Annotated in this window: 13 protein-coding genes; 3 read left to right on the top strand and 10 right to left on the bottom strand. The window is 36.0% G+C overall.

Annotated features, from left to right (window positions below; all coding sequences use genetic code 11):
- Positions 1-109 precede the first annotated feature (109 nt).
- Positions 110-1,303 (top strand): MFS transporter, encoded by a 1,194-nt coding sequence (locus LF887_RS17495; RefSeq protein WP_236859518.1) that lies wholly within the window; start codon positions 110-112, stop codon positions 1,301-1,303.
- 82 nt (positions 1,304-1,385) lie between these two features.
- On the opposite strand, the gene LF887_RS17490 is transcribed toward LF887_RS17495, so the two are convergent.
- Positions 1,386-2,366: a YpdA family putative bacillithiol disulfide reductase gene (locus tag LF887_RS17490; RefSeq protein WP_236855537.1), complete on the bottom strand. Its 981-nt coding sequence runs from the start codon at positions 2,364-2,366 to the stop codon at positions 1,386-1,388.
- A gap of 180 nt (positions 2,367-2,546) precedes the next feature.
- Between LF887_RS17490 and LF887_RS17485 the strand changes: the two genes are divergently transcribed.
- Positions 2,547-3,191 (top strand): hypothetical protein, encoded by a 645-nt coding sequence (locus LF887_RS17485; RefSeq protein ID WP_236855536.1) that lies wholly within the window; start codon positions 2,547-2,549, stop codon positions 3,189-3,191.
- Positions 3,192-3,329: 138 nt separating this feature from the next.
- Here LF887_RS17485 and LF887_RS17480 read toward each other — a convergent pair whose 3' ends face one another.
- From LF887_RS17480 to LF887_RS17440, 9 genes are all read right to left on the bottom strand, one after another.
- Positions 3,330-4,646 carry a glycosyl transferase family 1 gene (locus LF887_RS17480; RefSeq protein ID WP_236855535.1) on the bottom strand — a complete coding sequence of 439 codons (1,317 nt, stop codon included), beginning with the start codon at positions 4,644-4,646 and terminating at the stop codon, positions 3,330-3,332.
- 13 nt (positions 4,647-4,659) lie between these two features.
- Positions 4,660-7,200, bottom strand: a complete 2,541-nt coding sequence (locus tag LF887_RS17475) for a YfhO family protein (protein WP_236855534.1) — start codon at positions 7,198-7,200, stop codon at positions 4,660-4,662.
- Positions 7,201-7,231: 31 nt separating this feature from the next.
- Positions 7,232-7,462: a hypothetical protein gene (locus LF887_RS17470; protein ID WP_236855533.1), complete on the bottom strand. Its 231-nt coding sequence runs from the start codon at positions 7,460-7,462 to the stop codon at positions 7,232-7,234.
- Between the two features lie 11 nt (positions 7,463-7,473).
- Entirely contained in the window at positions 7,474-8,655 is a 1,182-nt protein-coding gene (locus LF887_RS17465) for an outer membrane beta-barrel protein (protein ID WP_236855532.1), read from the bottom strand.
- A 39-nt stretch (positions 8,656-8,694) separates the two neighbouring features.
- Positions 8,695-9,744, bottom strand: a complete 1,050-nt coding sequence (locus tag LF887_RS17460; protein WP_236855531.1) for a DUF6263 family protein — start codon at positions 9,742-9,744, stop codon at positions 8,695-8,697.
- A gap of 15 nt (positions 9,745-9,759) precedes the next feature.
- Positions 9,760-10,881: a serine hydrolase domain-containing protein gene (locus LF887_RS17455; protein WP_236855530.1), complete on the bottom strand. Its 1,122-nt coding sequence runs from the start codon at positions 10,879-10,881 to the stop codon at positions 9,760-9,762.
- 3 nt (positions 10,882-10,884) lie between these two features.
- Complete coding sequence (gene rlmB / locus LF887_RS17450) at positions 10,885-11,634, bottom strand: 23S rRNA (guanosine(2251)-2'-O)-methyltransferase RlmB (RefSeq protein ID WP_236855529.1); 750 nt, start codon at positions 11,632-11,634, stop codon at positions 10,885-10,887.
- 109 nt (positions 11,635-11,743) lie between these two features.
- Positions 11,744-12,217, bottom strand: coding sequence for a DinB family protein (locus LF887_RS17445; protein WP_236855528.1), 474 nt, complete (start codon positions 12,215-12,217; stop codon positions 11,744-11,746).
- Between the two features lie 283 nt (positions 12,218-12,500).
- The gene (locus LF887_RS17440; protein ID WP_236855527.1) at positions 12,501-13,835 is read right to left on the bottom strand and encodes a peptide-N-glycosidase F-related protein; all 1,335 of its coding nucleotides are present in this window, start codon (positions 13,833-13,835) and stop codon (positions 12,501-12,503) included.
- Between the two features lie 235 nt (positions 13,836-14,070).
- On the opposite strand from LF887_RS17440, the gene LF887_RS17435 reads away from it, so the two are divergent.
- A complete protein-coding gene (locus LF887_RS17435; RefSeq protein WP_236855526.1) occupies positions 14,071-15,378 on the top strand; it encodes a hypothetical protein in 1,308 nt (435 codons plus the stop codon).
- Positions 15,379-15,558: the final 180 nt, after the last annotated feature.

Raw genomic sequence — 15,558 nt, 5'->3', positions numbered from 1 at the left:
GTTATTTTTCTCTAATTTTGCATTTTCAAATTCCTCCCCCAAAAATAATATTGTGAAATTAATTAACGTATATACGAGTTCTTTCAAAGGACTCTCGCAGGAGAGTTGGATGCTGGCGTTGGTAATGCTCATCAACAGGGCCGGTTCTATGGTACTTCCTTTTTTGGGAGTTTATATGACCAATCATTTGCATTTCAGTATTGAAAACTCAGGTATTGTGCTTAGCTTCTTTGGTATAGGCTCGGTTATCGGTTCATGGCTGGGAGGGCTGATTACTGATAAAATAGGTGAATACTGGGTACAGAGTCTGAGTCTGCTTCTGAGTGTGCCTCTATTTTGTCTGATTCCGTTTTTTACAACAGAAGCAGGATTGGCAGGGATTATCCTGGCACAGAGTATTGTAAGTGAAACTTTCCGGCCTGCTAACTCAGTAGCCATCACAAAATATGCAAAACCTGAAAACATTACCAGAGCGTTCTCGCTGAACCGGATGGCTGTAAACCTGGGATTTTCTATAGGACCTGCATTAGGAGGGATTTTATCTGCTATTTCCTATGAATTTCTGTTTTACAGTAATGCACTGGCTGCTTTGCTGGCAGGATTGATGTATATATGGTTCTTCAGAGCCCGTACAAGATTGGCCAAGCAACAGGCAAAAAATGTAAAAGAAGCAATAGCTGTCAAAAAAGAAAGCTCTCCTTACCGGGATCATAAGTTTTTGATTTATTGTGTGTTCTGTATGATGTTTTCAATATGTTTTTTCCAGCTCTTCAGTACCCTGACGATTTTTTATAAAGATACGGCACATCTCAGCCAGCAGAATATCGGCTATATCCTGGGATATAGTGGTTTTCTGATTGTATTGCTTGAAATGGGGCTGGTGCAGCTGGCAGAAAAGTATTTTACATTAGCTTTCACCATGTTGATAGGGACCTTTCTATGTGGTGTTTCCTATGCTATGCTTGCTTTGGACTATAGTATGGTTGTATTACTGGTTTCTATGACGCTTCTTTGTATAGGAGAGATCTGGACGCTGCCTTTTATGTCAACAATTACAGCACTGCGCTCGGGAGAAAATAACAAAGGAGCCTATATGGGGCTGAATGGAATGTCTTTTTCAATAGCGTTTATTATTACCCCTTATATAGGAACTATGATTGCTGATAAGCTTGGTTTTAATGTTCTGTGGATTGGGACAGGAGTATTAGCGATAGGTATTGCTATAGGTTTTTACTTTATCATCCCGTGGATGCTGAAGGATAAGAATAAGATGGATGGAAAGCTTCCTTTGGAAATCGATTAATCTTTAAACAATACATTATACATAATCCCGGCCGAAAAAATTTCGGCCGGGATTATTATTTGAAAATATACTTTTAAATTTTTTAAGACCTGTCTGTAGAATACCTTTTAATAATATGACCAATAATTATATTGGCATGGATTCTCGAGTTTTCAATGAACCATAGATGAGTATCTTTTCCTCCACATACAACACCGGCAAGATAAAGATCAGGAACATTGGTTTCCATCGTTTCAGGATTGTAAAACGGATTGAGGCAGTCTCCATTCAGTTCGATTCCTGAATTTTTCAGAAAATCAAAATCAGGTAGGTAGCCTGTCATGGCTAAAACAAAATCATTTTCAATCTCATGAACCTGGCCATCATTTGTTTTAAAGATAACAGAATTTTCCCTGATCTCATTAAGTTCTGCATTAAAATGAGCAGTAATGCTGCCTTCTGCAATTCTGTTTTCGATGTCCGGTTTTACCCAGTATTTTACACTTTTTGAAATTTCAGGATGGCGGATAATCATCGTAACTTCGGCTCCTTTTCTATAGGTTTCGAGGGCTGCATCTACTGCAGAATTACTTGATCCTACTACAACTATTTTCTGACGGGCATAGGGATAGGGTTCTGTATAGTAATGTTTAACTTTCGGAAGATCTTCTCCCGGAATATTCATAAGGTTTGGAATATCGTAGAATCCGGTGGCAATGACTACATTTTTAGCATGATATCTCCCTTTTGTTGTTTCAATTTCAAATATTCCTTCTTTTTTTGAAACCTTTACAACTCTTTCATACAGATGGATACTGAGTTCTTTTTGTCTGGCAATTCCCTGATAATACTCCAACGCATCCTGCCTTCCCGGTTTTGGGGCTGTAGAAATAAAAGGAGTACCGTCAATTTCCAGTTTTTCAGCGGTCGAAAAGAACCGCATATATAAAGGATAATTGTACAGTGAATTGACAATGGTCCCTTTTTCTATAATTACATATTTAAGGTTGTTTTTCTGAGCTTCAATGGCACAGTTTAAACCGATAGGGCCGGCTCCTATAATAAGAATGTCCAAAATTTCCATAGAACAAAGGTACGATGTATATGATGAATAATTGAAAATGGATAATTGAATAATTGAAAAAAGGCAATTCAGAAATTAAATTACAATTTGTTTTTTTACTCCAATTCAGTATTCTGAAATGCCTCATTCATTCTTATGGCATTGCTTTTGGTATTTTTTATCTATTACAAAATTGAAAATATGAAAAAACTGATGATTTCGCTGTTTGTTCTGAGCCTTGCCGTAGCCTGTAAGAAAGAAGCTGGAAAACCTGTTCCGAATGTTATAGATTCAATGGCACAGGCTAAATCTGACAATGCAGCAAATACGGTTAAGAATAAAGCTGAGAAGGAAGCTGCTTTAAAACAGGCAAATGATGAAATTCTTAAAGCTTTAAAGAATAAAGATTATAAAACTTTTGCCTCATTCATCCATCCTGAAAAGGGAATCCGCTTTTCAATGTATGCTTTTGTGAATTTAAAAGAAGATAAACACTTTTCTAAGGCTGATTTTGAAAAGTATCAGCCATCTAAAACACTTTTTACCTGGGGAGCTCATGACGGATCGGGAGATCCCTATAAAGCAACAGTTAACGACTATCTTAGCAAATGGGTGTTTTCAAAAGACTTTACTACATCACAATATTCATTGAATAAATTTCTGGGGGGAGGTAATTCCCTGAATAATTTAAAAGAAATTTATCCGAAAGATGATTTTACAGAGAATTTTATCAAAGGAGCTGAAAAGTCAAGTGAAATGGACTGGAAAACAGTTCGGTTTGTATTTGAAGAGTTTGAAGGAAAATACTATCTGATTGCTGTCGTGAATGACCAGTGGACGATTTAATGAATGTAGAATTGTGCGTTGAAAATTGAAAATCAGAAGTTACAATTTAGAAGCGGGAGGGTAGAGTTTTTTTACCTTGTGAAGATGAGCGTTTGCTTTATTGAAACAGACATATTGCTATCCTCCGGCTTCCTTTTTTTATAAAATTTCAGTGAGTTGTTTAGTAAGATTTCTTCTTGAAAACTGCTCGATATGCTGGGTATTCTTATGAAGTTCTCCGCTTTTCCATAGTTCAAATTTTTCAAGAATAAATGTTTTAACGGTTTCAGTATCATGATAACTGAAATGTTTCCCAGCCTGAGTTTCTTCTAAAATCTTTGCAACATCTGCTTTTTCCGGACCAAATGACAAAATCTGCTTTCCTGAAGCGAGATATTCAAATATTTTTCCGGGGATAATTCCTCTGGAAGACTCATTTGGAAAATTGGTGATAAGAAGCATTTCTGAGTTTTCCATTTCTTCAACAGCTTTGCCGTGAGAAAGATATCCCAGATTCAGAATGTGGTTTTTAAGATTTGAATTTTCAATAGAACTTAATATCTTGTCATCAATTCTTCCTGCAAATTTGAGTTTGAAGTATTCTGCAAATTCTGAATTTTCTTTTACCAGTTCATTAAGCGCTTTCCAAAGATTTTCAGGATTTCTAAGCTGCTCCAAAACTCCGATATAGCTCAAAATAAAAGCTCCGTTTGGATTACTTTCCGAATGAGCAGAGAGAATTGTCTGATCTTTTACTTTTTCAGCAGAATCACTTTCATCAAATCCATTGGTAATACAGAATGCATTGGCGCCTGCCTTTCTGAAATTCTCTGCATCAGTATAGCTTGTCGCCAGAGTAATATCTGCATTTTTAAAAACTGCACTTTCAAGCTGCCTGTGTTTTTTATCAGAACTTTTAGTCAGCTTTAAATGTTTATAGTAAGAAATTTCTGTCCACGGATCACGGAAATCGGCAATCCATTTCAGGTTTGGCAATTGATCTTTAAGCCCTAAACCAATCAGGTGAAGAGAGTGGGGCGGACCGGAAGTAACGATGGTGTCTATTTTATTTTCTTTCAGGTATTTTTCCAAAAACTGAATGGAAGGTTTTACCCAAAAGACTCTGGCGTCAGGAATGAAAAAATTTCCTCTTACCCAGATTGATAGTTTGGATTTCCAACTTTGATTTTTACCTACATCAAACTGTCCGGCCTTAAATTTCTTATTGCTCTTATTCAGTTTTTCTGCCAGCTGGTAAGGTTCCCAGATCTTGGTTCTTACCATTTCAATATTTTCCGGAACCTCTTTCATAAGTGTTTCATCCAGTAAAGGATAGCTCGGGTTTTCCGGTGTATAAATGATGGGTTTCCAATCAAAATCAGGCAGATATTTGGCAAACTTCAGCCATCTTTGAACACCAGGGCCTCCCGCAGGAGGCCAGTAATAGGTGATAATCAGTATTTTCTTCTGTTCCATTTTGTGCTATTGATTACGCTTTTGGTTCAGTTAAAGTTACTTTTTTCTTGTTTTTATTCATCCAGAAAATTCCAAATGCAGCCAGTGCTATAAATAATCCGAAGGAAAGAAGTGAGATCCATTTTCCTTTTTCTATCACTTCAGGTTCGAAAACCATTCTGATATGATGACTTCCCGCCGGAACATGTACTGCACGAAGTAAATAGTCTGCTTTGATGTAAGGAACTTCCTTCTCGTCAATCATAACTTTCCAGCCATGAGGATAGTAAACTTCAGAGAATACAGCCAACTGTGGCGTTTTCGACTGAGATTTGAATTCTAATTCATTGGGCTGGTATTTTGTAAGATTGATATAGGCTGTAGAATCTGCCTGAACAGGTTTATTGCTGAAATAAGACTTGTCAGATGATGCGATGACAGCTGTTTTTTTGTTGTCAATAACTCCAATAGATTTAATTTCTTCATTAGGTGTATCTACAAACTTTAGGTCACTTACAAACCATGCGTTTCCATTAGCTTTTGGATTCGGAACTACCTGCGGCTGATCCGGCCCTCCGAAAACCATATATTTTGCATTAAGCAAATTCAGGATCTTTGGTGTTTTCACACTGTCGATATTGGAGATGTACTCATTCAGGACATCATCATATCTTCTTAGCTTTACAGCATGGTAACCTCCAATTGATGCTTTAAAATATGAAGTGTTGGTTTCACTTGTTACTCCTAAAGTCTGGTTATAAATTCTATAGTGGTTCTTATCTTTTTCAGCAATAGTTTCTAATGTCTTGTTGATATTTACATTCGCTAAAATAGATTCTAAATTCGGGTTTCCCTGAACTTTTTCTGCAAGCAGTTCTGAACTTTCTGTCTGGAAAGGGTTTTCTGCAAAGATTTTGTCTACATAATTCTCGTCATTTAAATAACGTTTATTAACCGTCCAAAGATCAAATAAACTTACTACTCCAATGATAACCAAAGCCATATTCTGACTTAGTTTCTTTTTCAAGCTTAAGAATAATGCGGCACCGGCAATAGCCACGTAAATAAATGCTTTTATAGCATCTATTCTGAATAGTTTATATCTTTCATCTACCAGATAGTCCAAAAGGAAAGGGGGGAAATAAGTCTTTTCACCTTCTGTAGAAAATCCTAATAATGATTTTCCGAAGACTAAAAGAATTAATAATAATCCTAATGTTCCACCGCCTACATACATAAGAATTTTTTGTTTGTGTTCCCCGGTAAGCTTTTCATCTGTGAAGAATCTGTACAGCCCTAAAATAGCAATAAGAGGAAATAATAATTCCACTACCACTAATATGGACGAAGGTGCTCTGAATTTGTTATAAAACGGAACATAATCAATAAAGAAATCAGATAATGGCATAAAGTTGCTTCCCCAGGCTAATAAAATAGTCAGGATAGAAGCTCCTAAAATCCAGTAACGGTATTTTTTCCATGCGAAGAAAAATCCTAATACCGTAAGGAAACATACGATAGCTCCCTGATAAGCAGGTCCTGAAGTCCCCGGTTGATCACCCCAATAGGTCATTCCACTGAAGCCTTTTGAAATTCTGTCCATTTCAGCCTGCGAACCTACATTTTCCTGAACAAGTTCCTGAACTCTGTTCATCATTGCTTTTCCTTCCGGTTCCTGGCTTCCTCCTCCCATTAGTCTTGGGATAAAAAGGTTCAGCGTTTCAAGCTGTCCATAGCTCCACATCAGCATACTTTCTTTATCCATTCCGGATTTTCCTGAAGTATGGCTGTCGTTTGTTAAGATCTGTTTTCCACGAACTGTTTCTTTTACATATTCAGAATTGGCCATGATTCTCTGTGAGTTCATTCCCACCCCAATGATACATGCTACAGCAATGATTCCTGAAGAGATCAGGAAATGTTTCATTGGTATTTTTTTCTGAATTGCTCTGATAAGCTCAGACAGAAACAGAAATCCTAAAGCTAAAAACAGGTAATAGGTCATCTGCGGATGGTTTGCCGCAATCTGGAGCCCCATAAAAAGGGTGGTGACAATAAATCCCCAGATATATTGTTTTCGGATATAAACCAGTAAAATTCCGGCTAAAAGCGGTGCGAAATATTCAATAGTATTTACTTTACCATTGTGCCCTGCTGCAATGATGATATAGAAATAGGTTGAAAGCCCAAAGAAGGTTGCTCCCAGTAAGGCATACTTCCAGTTTCTGACCACTACCATTCCCAAAAGGAAAAAGCCTGCAAAAAGCAAGAAAAGATAATTGACCGGTCTTGGCAGGAAATTCAGATTGCTGTCGATCTTCTTGATGATGTCACCTTTAAACTGGCTTCCCATCTGATAAGTCGGCATTCCCCCGAACATGGAGTCACTCCAATAGGTTTCGCTTCCGGTATTTGCTCTATAGTCAAGCAGTTCTTTTGCTCCTCCTCTGTATTGTACAATGTCATGCTGGAAAAGCTGTTTTCCTGTAAATACAGGAGTGGAATATAAAAATGCTAAAACTATAAATACTACTATTGAAGATGCAATATAAATTAAGTTTTTATTTTTTGCCATACTGGTTATTATCTATTATTTCTTGGAATTTTTACCTTTTTTCGTTACTCTCTTTTACCTCTTCATAGTCTACGGTTTCCGCATCCCAGTTAAGATCTTTTTTATTATTCTTATTCGAGTCCTGTATATCCTGCTGTCTGTTATTTTGATTATTGTTGTTGAAACGATAACTATAAAATGTCTTAAAGAAAATTCTTTTTAGAATATTCCAGACAAAAAATATAATAATAGCAGTGAGTACTAACTCAAGGATGTACTTCATAATTTACTTTTTTAAAATATCTTGTATGATAGGGAAATATTAACCCCATTCATATTTATTTCTCCCGCATGTCCATAGTAAGCAGAAGAAAAAGTAGGTACATTGCCCCATTTAAATTCTACTCCAAACTTATCATAATTATATCCTGCACCAAAGGTCATATAAAAGGCGCTGTCTCCTCCACTGAAAGAATTATTATCAACGGTAAAAACCTTGCTGTTATTTAAAATTAAGTCATAAAATATTGATCCTACTACATATATTTTTGATTTTTGATTTAAAAAAATATTATATTTAATCCCCAGCGGAATTTGTATGGAAGAATATTTTATTTCAAAGTTTTTGTCGTTGTAATCATTTATTTTATAATTCACAGACTGGAAAGTCGGCTCAGAGATAAGGGCCCATTTACCTTTATTAAAGCTTAATACATATTCAAGTTCTACTCCAAAACGATAAGCAATACTATTTTTTTTGTATTCATTTATTGTATTGTCGTTAGAAGGTGTAAGTATTTTATAACTTGAGAAACCTACTCCAGGTTTTAAATAAATATGAAAATCATTTTTATTTTTATCATTTACATCTTCCAGACCATTGTAATTTAAGAATATCTTTTTGAGATCATTTTCTTTATAAACTAATCTTTCTATATCAGAACTTGTAATATTTCCATTATCAGAAAATTCTTTCTTTAGCTGATGTTTATATTGTTCATTTTTTATTAATCTGTCTGATTCTAAATATTCTTTGTATTCAAGTTGGTTGAAAGTATCTTCATTCTCTTTTTTATAAAAATAGCGAGTTACATACTGATCGTTGTATTTATATAAACTTATCTTACCATCCACTAAAGTTTTTAATAAAAGCACTTCTTCTTTACTGTTAAGGTCTTTTGTTCCTGATAAAGACTGTAAGTTTGAAGAAGATCGGTCTATCAGAACTTTTGCTTTGATATATTTGATACTTCCCACAGAAAACTCATTTAAATCTATTGTTTGTAAGTTCTCTGTTTTATCATTTTCAGTCTGTTTATATTCTATAATCGTTGGATTGTTTCTCCAGTCATAGTTTTTGATCAGGCCATTTATTTTCTCTCCTTTTTGATTGATAATGTAACCTTGCTCAAAATTTATCTGACTATAAAATAGAGACGGAAATAATATTAAAGCAGCGTAAAAAAAGTTTTTCATGATTGATTAGAAGATGTCTATGTTGTGTTTTTTTAATATTTATTTATTAGAAGGATTTACCATTACAGAAGAGTTGGAAATGCTTGTCATAGACTGAGATTGTTTACCATCTGTAATACTTTCAATCTGTGTGGTTTTTACATTGATATTCTGGTTGGTAATCCATCCTGTACTTTCGTCAAACTTAATGGTCCCGTTCTGAACCAATTCGCTGCTCAGACTGTGTGTGATAGCTCCCTGAGCTTTCTTTTCAGTTTTCTTAGGAATTCCACCGGTTACAGCAATTTCTGCAGTTCCGTTTCCTAGACTTTTTAAAACATAATTGGAAGTAACCTTTACACTTCCGCTTGGGTCAGCATTTTCAGAAGTTGTCCATTTTTCACCTACTTTTACTCCTTTTTTAGGAATGATTGTTAAGTTTTTGTGGAACTGGTCTTTTAATACTTTCTCATTGAACGATTCTTTAAGGCTGGCTACTACACTTGCTTTTTCGTTAGCATCTTTGATAATCGTTCCTACAGCGTTTAACACTTTAGTGTATACAGCATCAAAACCTGTGATGGAAATTACATTACCTTTTGTATCCATTTTCATGGCAAGCTTATTTCCGGTAAGTGCTCTGTTAACATTCCATATCATTTTAAGCTCATCTTCTTTTGGAATAGGAAGCTTGGTGTCTACAACGATTGTTTTTCCCTGTGAAGATTGTGAACTTCTTTTAGCAACAAGATTAAGGGTCATGTCGTATACATTTCCTTTGATATCATTTACTATGAAATTCATTTCATCCGTAGATTCACTTGTCGCAGTGATAGATTTTCCCTGAGGATCTGTCATTGTTTTTACATCTCTCTGGTACGTTGTAAGAGGATAAGTTTTTCCTTTTTCAAGCTTGAAAGATTGTATAACAATTCCCGCAGAGTCTCTGATAGCTGGGTTTTCTGCCACTTTAGCTACAGAATCCGCCGGAACTTCTACAGTGACTGTTTTTCCTGTCTTAGGATCTACCTTGGTTATCTTTGCTGTTTCTTTTTTACAAGATACAAGAGCTATTGATGATATAAGCGCAAGCGCTGCAATATTCTTCATTTGATTTTTTTAATTTTATTTCTTACTACTGTTTATTATTATTCTGTCTGCAATACCATACAGTTTTCCCTGAGATTCTGCATCTGATTCGTTTGAAAGCAGAATAACTCCCATGTTTTTTGAAGGATATATCATCAGCACACTTGAAAATCCAAATGTACCTCCCGTGTGCCAGATGGCCTGGTTTCCATCATCAGATGTGTGAGTTTTCCAGAATAACCCGGATTTATCTCCTTTATTTTTCTCTCCCGAACTATGAGACCGCTGAACATATTTGTTGTTCTTGTCCATATGATACTGAATATATTTTACCATATCCTCTGTCGTAGACTGAATTCCGCCTGCAGGGGCAAAAAGGGTTGTAATATTTCGGGGCATTGGTTTTCCTTTTTCATTATAACCGGTTAGAAGCTTTGCAGAATCTGTACCAATAATGGTTTTATTCATCTGCATTGGCTTTGTGATATACTCAGCAAGTAGGTCTGCATAGCTTTTATGATACACTTTTTCCAAAATGTCACCTGCAATTTGTGTCCCTACATTCGAGTATTTGAATTTTGTTCCGGGAATAAAGTCAATTTTTACCTGATGCAGATCTTCATAAAACTTTTTCCTGGAATAGTTTTTATAAAAATCAGATAAGGCGATTGCAATAGAATCCATCGGCTTTTTAAAAGTTTCCGACTGATCTGGTAAAAACTGGGGCAGTCCTGATGAATTACTGGCAAGATCAGCAATTTTTATCGGATGCTTTTCAAATTCAAGATTTGGATAATTTCCGTCTATATATTTCCGGATATCATCATCCAATTTAATTTTACCGTCCAGTAAAGCATGGGCTAAAAGGGTTCCGGTAAAGGTTTTTGTAATAGAAGCAATTTCATAGACACTTTTGGAGGTTGGAAGGGTTGATTTTCCAATTTCCGCAGTTCCGTAATTGTAAAAATAACTTTTACCATCCTTAAAGATTCCAACTGAGAGTCCTGCGCGAGAAGGATCTTTCATATAATCAGAAGTTTCCTTCTGGACAATTTTATCAAGCTCAGTAGCAAGGCGATTGTCTGTAGGTAAACTTTTCAATTGCGCTTTTAGTAAAAAGGGCACAAAAAACAATGGTAAAAGAAATTTTATTTTCATGTCTTATAGATTGGGTGTTACAGTCATTTTCTGTCTTACCGCTTCATATAAAATCGCCCCACATGCTACAGAAACATTTAATGATTGAGTTTTTCCCTCAATAGGAAGCTTTATTTTTTCATCTGCATGATGCATTACTTCTTTAGAAATCCCTGTCTCTTCATTTCCCATAACGATAGCGCATGGCTCTGTCAGGTTGACATCATAGATCAATTTCTGAGCTTTCTCACTGGCAGCATATACAGAAATACCGCTTTGCTGAAGGAAATCTACCGCGTGTGCAAGGTTGTTTTCTTTGCAGATCTTAATATTATAAATAGCTCCCGCTGATGTTTTTATCGCGTCAGAATTGATAGGGGCTCCTCCTTTTTCCGGAATGATAATAGCATCAATACCTACGCATTCTGCTGTTCTGCAGATGGCACCAAAGTTTCTTACATCAGTAAGCCTGTCCAGAATCAGTAAGAAAGGAATTTTTCCTTCTTCAAATAATTGGGGAACAATATCCTCCACTTTATGAAACGGAACATCCGAAATAAAAGCAACCACACCCTGGTGGTTTTTTCTCGTAAAACGGTTCAGTTTTTCAACCGGAACATAATTGGGACGGATTTTATTTTTAGCCAAAATTGCTTTCAGTTCAGCATAAATAGGACCCTGAAGTGCATTTTGCACAAAGATCTTGTCAATCGTTTTTCCCGCTTCAATTGCTTCAATCACGGGACGCAGCCCGAAAATAAAATCGTCTTTCATTGAAAATTTATTATATAGTTATAGAGTGAATTTAATAGTGCGTTGTACGGGGTAAGTCATTTTTAGCAAATGTAAAATATACATTGCCGTTGACCTTATTGTACAGCCGCTATCCTCCGTTCTCTCCTAAAATTGCTCTTTTCTGTGCCAGCACATAACCGTAGTGAAGGCTTTCATGCATATTGTTAAAGATAATAGCATCCTGAATGCTTTTCAGATCCATTCCGAAACTGGTAGTATAAGGGGTATAGTCTGAAAAGAAGTCGCTGTCATAATCTTTCATCAAAATCTTTGAAGTTTCTGTAAGTAAAAATTCTAAATCTTCCACTTCAGATTTTTGAACATTTAAGTTTGGTAAAGTACCTTTTTTGTACGTTTCAATCCAGTATTTATCAATACGGAAAGGGTTTCCGCTCAGGTAATAATGCAAAAGCTGCTGTGTGGCAACTGTATGTGCTATATTCCAATAAATATTGTTATTGAAACCATCAGGGATCAGCAGAAGGTCTTCATGAGAAGTGTTCTGAAGAATATCCAAAAGGTTTCGTCTTACCTGTCTGTGTGCTTGAAAATGATAATTCATTTAGCGGATTTTTTAATCACCAAAAATAGTTTAATAAACTGGAAATGACAATTTTTTTGCGTAAAGGATTAAAGTTAAAGTTTTTTAACTATTCAGGAAGAGGCTAGCTTTAAGTTCTCTTTTTGAAAGGTTTTAACCAGTATTATCAAGTTTTTTGAATCGAATTTTACAAAAGCCTGTCAAGTGAAATATTAATATAAAACCCTCCTGTGAAAAGATTCAGGGAGGGTTTTGTTATATTTACGTGATGCAAATGATTTGATCTATAGGGTTGCAGATGGTTTTATTTTTTGATGATTTTATGCTTAAAGATTGTTCCGTCTTTTAGGATAATATTTAAAAAGTAAACTCCGGTACTATATGAAGAAAGGTCTATTCTGTTTTCTCTATAGGTCTCAGTAAGTTTTCTTCCTTCTACATTGAAAAGAGTTATTGAGGCAACATCTACTTTAGATTTAACGTTCACAAAATCGGAAGTGGGATTAGGATATATGTTGACGTCTACTGTTTTAATATCTTTCACATCCAAAGTTACATTACTTTTCCCCTGCATATAAACAGATAGATAGACATCCCCTTGCTGTTGGTTGAAAACAGCTGTAGGTACTGTGTGTTTCAGGGTGTGATTTCCTGCAGTGAGGCTGGGTAATGTAAATTCTCTGATAGGAACTGAATTTCCGGGACACCAGTTATTCCATGAAGTCCAGTCAGCAAATGTTTTAGCAACATTTCCGTAGATCCCATTACCTTGAGTGTTATATACTCTGTAGGGTTCACAGGAAGTTCCTCCGGGGGTATAAGTGAGTACCTGTACATCATCAATGTAGGTGTAATTTTGTCTTCTGATGTATTCTTCACCACCGGCGTTGGCACCATGAGGAGTGGAGATTACAAAAAAACGAGCATTAGTAACCGGATCAGGCAGGTTGAATGTTACAATTCTTACAGTTTCCCCCGTACTGTCTGTACTATTATAATTATTAAGTCTGTTATAGCTCAATATTGGAATAAGGTTGTTGGAATCTGTAACGGAAGCTCCGGTATCTGTTGAGAAAAAAGTAAGCGTTCCGGAAAAGACATCAATTCTTCCGGAGCATCCCAAAACCTGTGTCTGTGCGGCATAAGGAACTCCAAAAACATCCAATTCCATATACATATCGTAGGTGCTGCGTAGGGCATTATCATGAAATACGTTATATAAATTGCTGATGTCATAGGTATACGGAACTTCTGAGGGGGTCCGGTTCTTATTCATGAATGGGGTGATATATCTTCCAACTTCAATTCGTTTCACATTCGGATCAGCAATGGTATAAGTAGACTGGCTTTTAGGGACCAACGCTAAAAAGACTTCACCAAGGCGGTCATAGTTATCGCACAGTGCACCTATTGTAACCCTCATAGCAATCTTAGCTTTGAAAGAATCTAGCTCGGTATCAGTAAGTTTTCTCGTATATCTGGCGTTGTTCAATCTTGTCAAACCGCTAGGTACAGGGTTGGATACCGTGGCAGCATAGCCGTCATAATATACTGCATCTGAAATCACATTAGTCATAGTTGTTTGTGATGAAACAAGATTTGATAAGAAAATACTTAAAAGAAGTAGCCTTTTATACATGTTATTGGTATTTAGTGTAAATATATTAAATATGTATTAAAGATGCTTTTAATTATTTTTATTTTTGAAACGGTTGGTTTTTTATTGCTGATTATGTAAAAGAAATAATTATTGGGTAGTTTTTGTTTAAAAAAAAAGTTTGTACTGAATTATATGGCTGAATATTATTTTTATTGTTAGAATCAATATTTTTATTGTTAAATTAGCATGGTATTCGAGAATAATATTATTAATAATGAAAAGAATTTTACTTTTAAGTCTATTGTTTGTAGTGTTGGCTGTAAAGGCCCAGATCAATATAAATATCGGAAGTACAAACGTTGGTACTGCTCCTGTAAGTAGCTTTTTTTCCTATTCCTATGTTCAGCAGATTTATCCTAAACAGGAACTCAATGCAAGTGCTGCGGGAAATATTACAGGCCTTACCTTTTATATAGATCCTATGTCAACCATTGTAGAATCTTCGAACTGGACTGTTTATCTCGGGCATACATCAAAAAACACTTTTTCTTCCGGTACAGATTGGATTCCTGCCACTCAGCTTACACAGGTATTTGAAGGAACTGTTGTTAAAAATAACAATCAGGTACAAGTGATTTTTGCTACTCCGTTTGCTTATAATAATACTGATAATCTGGTTATCGCTGCAAAAGAGAATTCTCCCAATATCGATATTAATAACTTTGATGAAGCTTTTCATGTTTATACTCATATTCCATACTCAACTCTTTATTATAAAGGGGATCGTGGAATCGTAGATACTGCAGCACTGCCAGGCGGAATAAGAGCAGATTATAAATCATCAGTTACTATTTCAGGGCTTACACCAAGTACGGCTCCTGGCTGTCCTTTCATTATCTATCCCTTGAATAATATTCAGAATGTTTCTCTTTCTCCCAATATAAAGTGGCTTCCGGTTTCTGGCGCTGATTCTTACAAGATTTCATTAGGTACCAGTCCGGGCGGAACAGATGTTATCAACCAGCAATCAGTTTCGGGAACTGATTTTACGCCAATGGCCAATCTTGCAACAGGGACTAATTATTATTTAAAAATAGCGTCCGTTTCGGCAAATGTCGTTTCTTCCGGGTGTTCGGAGTATGTTTTTAAAACCATTCCGCCGGTACCATTAAATGATGCATGCAGTGGAGCTTTTCTGGCGTCAGCTTTTCCTTATGCTTATACTCAGGATGATGCCGTGTCCACAACCAATAATGCTGGGAATATAAGTGTATGCTCAAGTGCCGGTGATACGGGGATGAATGATGGAACGTGGTTTAAACTCATTGGAGATGACAGTCAGTATACTATTAAAGTAACAATGCCTGCTGGAAGTAGTTTTGATCCTCAGATCGGTGCTTATAGTGGAAGTTGTAGCAACTTATCATGTGTGGATACAGTAGATAATGCTGGCGGCGGAGGTACGGAAACCCTTACAGTTGCTACAACAGCAGGAACTGAATATTTCATCAATGTAGGAGCGTATGACGATACCACAGATGCTCCTGAGGATACATTTACCCTAACGATTACTAAACTCTAATCTTATAAACAATCATATTTCTGATCAATGGACACCTTGAACAGGGTCTTATTTATCTGATGAATCTGTTTTATGTGCAAGATAGTCAGGCTGTATACGTCCGGATCGTTTGCTGATCCCGGAATATTTAACAAACTTTAACTCAAAAATGGCATTTATTGTGTTGATTAATGCAAGTAT

Source organism: Chryseobacterium sp. MEBOG06 (genome assembly GCF_021869765.1).
Classification (GTDB): domain Bacteria; phylum Bacteroidota; class Bacteroidia; order Flavobacteriales; family Weeksellaceae; genus Chryseobacterium.
This window is presented reverse-complemented; position numbering and strand designations above follow the sequence as displayed.

Coding starts and splice junctions, on each gene's coding strand:
- LF887_RS17495 (WP_236859518.1), top strand. CDS start 110: ATGCTGGCGTTGGTAATGCTCATCAACAGGGCCGGTTCTATGGTACTT.
- LF887_RS17490 (WP_236855537.1), bottom strand. CDS start 2,366: ATGGAAATTTTGGACATTCTTATTATAGGAGCCGGCCCTATCGGTTTA.
- LF887_RS17485 (WP_236855536.1), top strand. CDS start 2,547: ATGAAAAAACTGATGATTTCGCTGTTTGTTCTGAGCCTTGCCGTAGCC.
- LF887_RS17480 (WP_236855535.1), bottom strand. CDS start 4,646: ATGGAACAGAAGAAAATACTGATTATCACCTATTACTGGCCTCCTGCG.
- LF887_RS17475 (WP_236855534.1), bottom strand. CDS start 7,200: ATGGCAAAAAATAAAAACTTAATTTATATTGCATCTTCAATAGTAGTA.
- LF887_RS17470 (WP_236855533.1), bottom strand. CDS start 7,462: ATGAAGTACATCCTTGAGTTAGTACTCACTGCTATTATTATATTTTTT.
- LF887_RS17465 (WP_236855532.1), bottom strand. CDS start 8,655: ATGAAAAACTTTTTTTACGCTGCTTTAATATTATTTCCGTCTCTATTT.
- LF887_RS17460 (WP_236855531.1), bottom strand. CDS start 9,744: ATGAAGAATATTGCAGCGCTTGCGCTTATATCATCAATAGCTCTTGTA.
- LF887_RS17455 (WP_236855530.1), bottom strand. CDS start 10,881: ATGAAAATAAAATTTCTTTTACCATTGTTTTTTGTGCCCTTTTTACTA.
- rlmB (WP_236855529.1), bottom strand. CDS start 11,634: ATGAAAGACGATTTTATTTTCGGGCTGCGTCCCGTGATTGAAGCAATT.
- LF887_RS17445 (WP_236855528.1), bottom strand. CDS start 12,217: ATGAATTATCATTTTCAAGCACACAGACAGGTAAGACGAAACCTTTTG.
- LF887_RS17440 (WP_236855527.1), bottom strand. CDS start 13,835: ATGTATAAAAGGCTACTTCTTTTAAGTATTTTCTTATCAAATCTTGTT.
- LF887_RS17435 (WP_236855526.1), top strand. CDS start 14,071: ATGAAAAGAATTTTACTTTTAAGTCTATTGTTTGTAGTGTTGGCTGTA.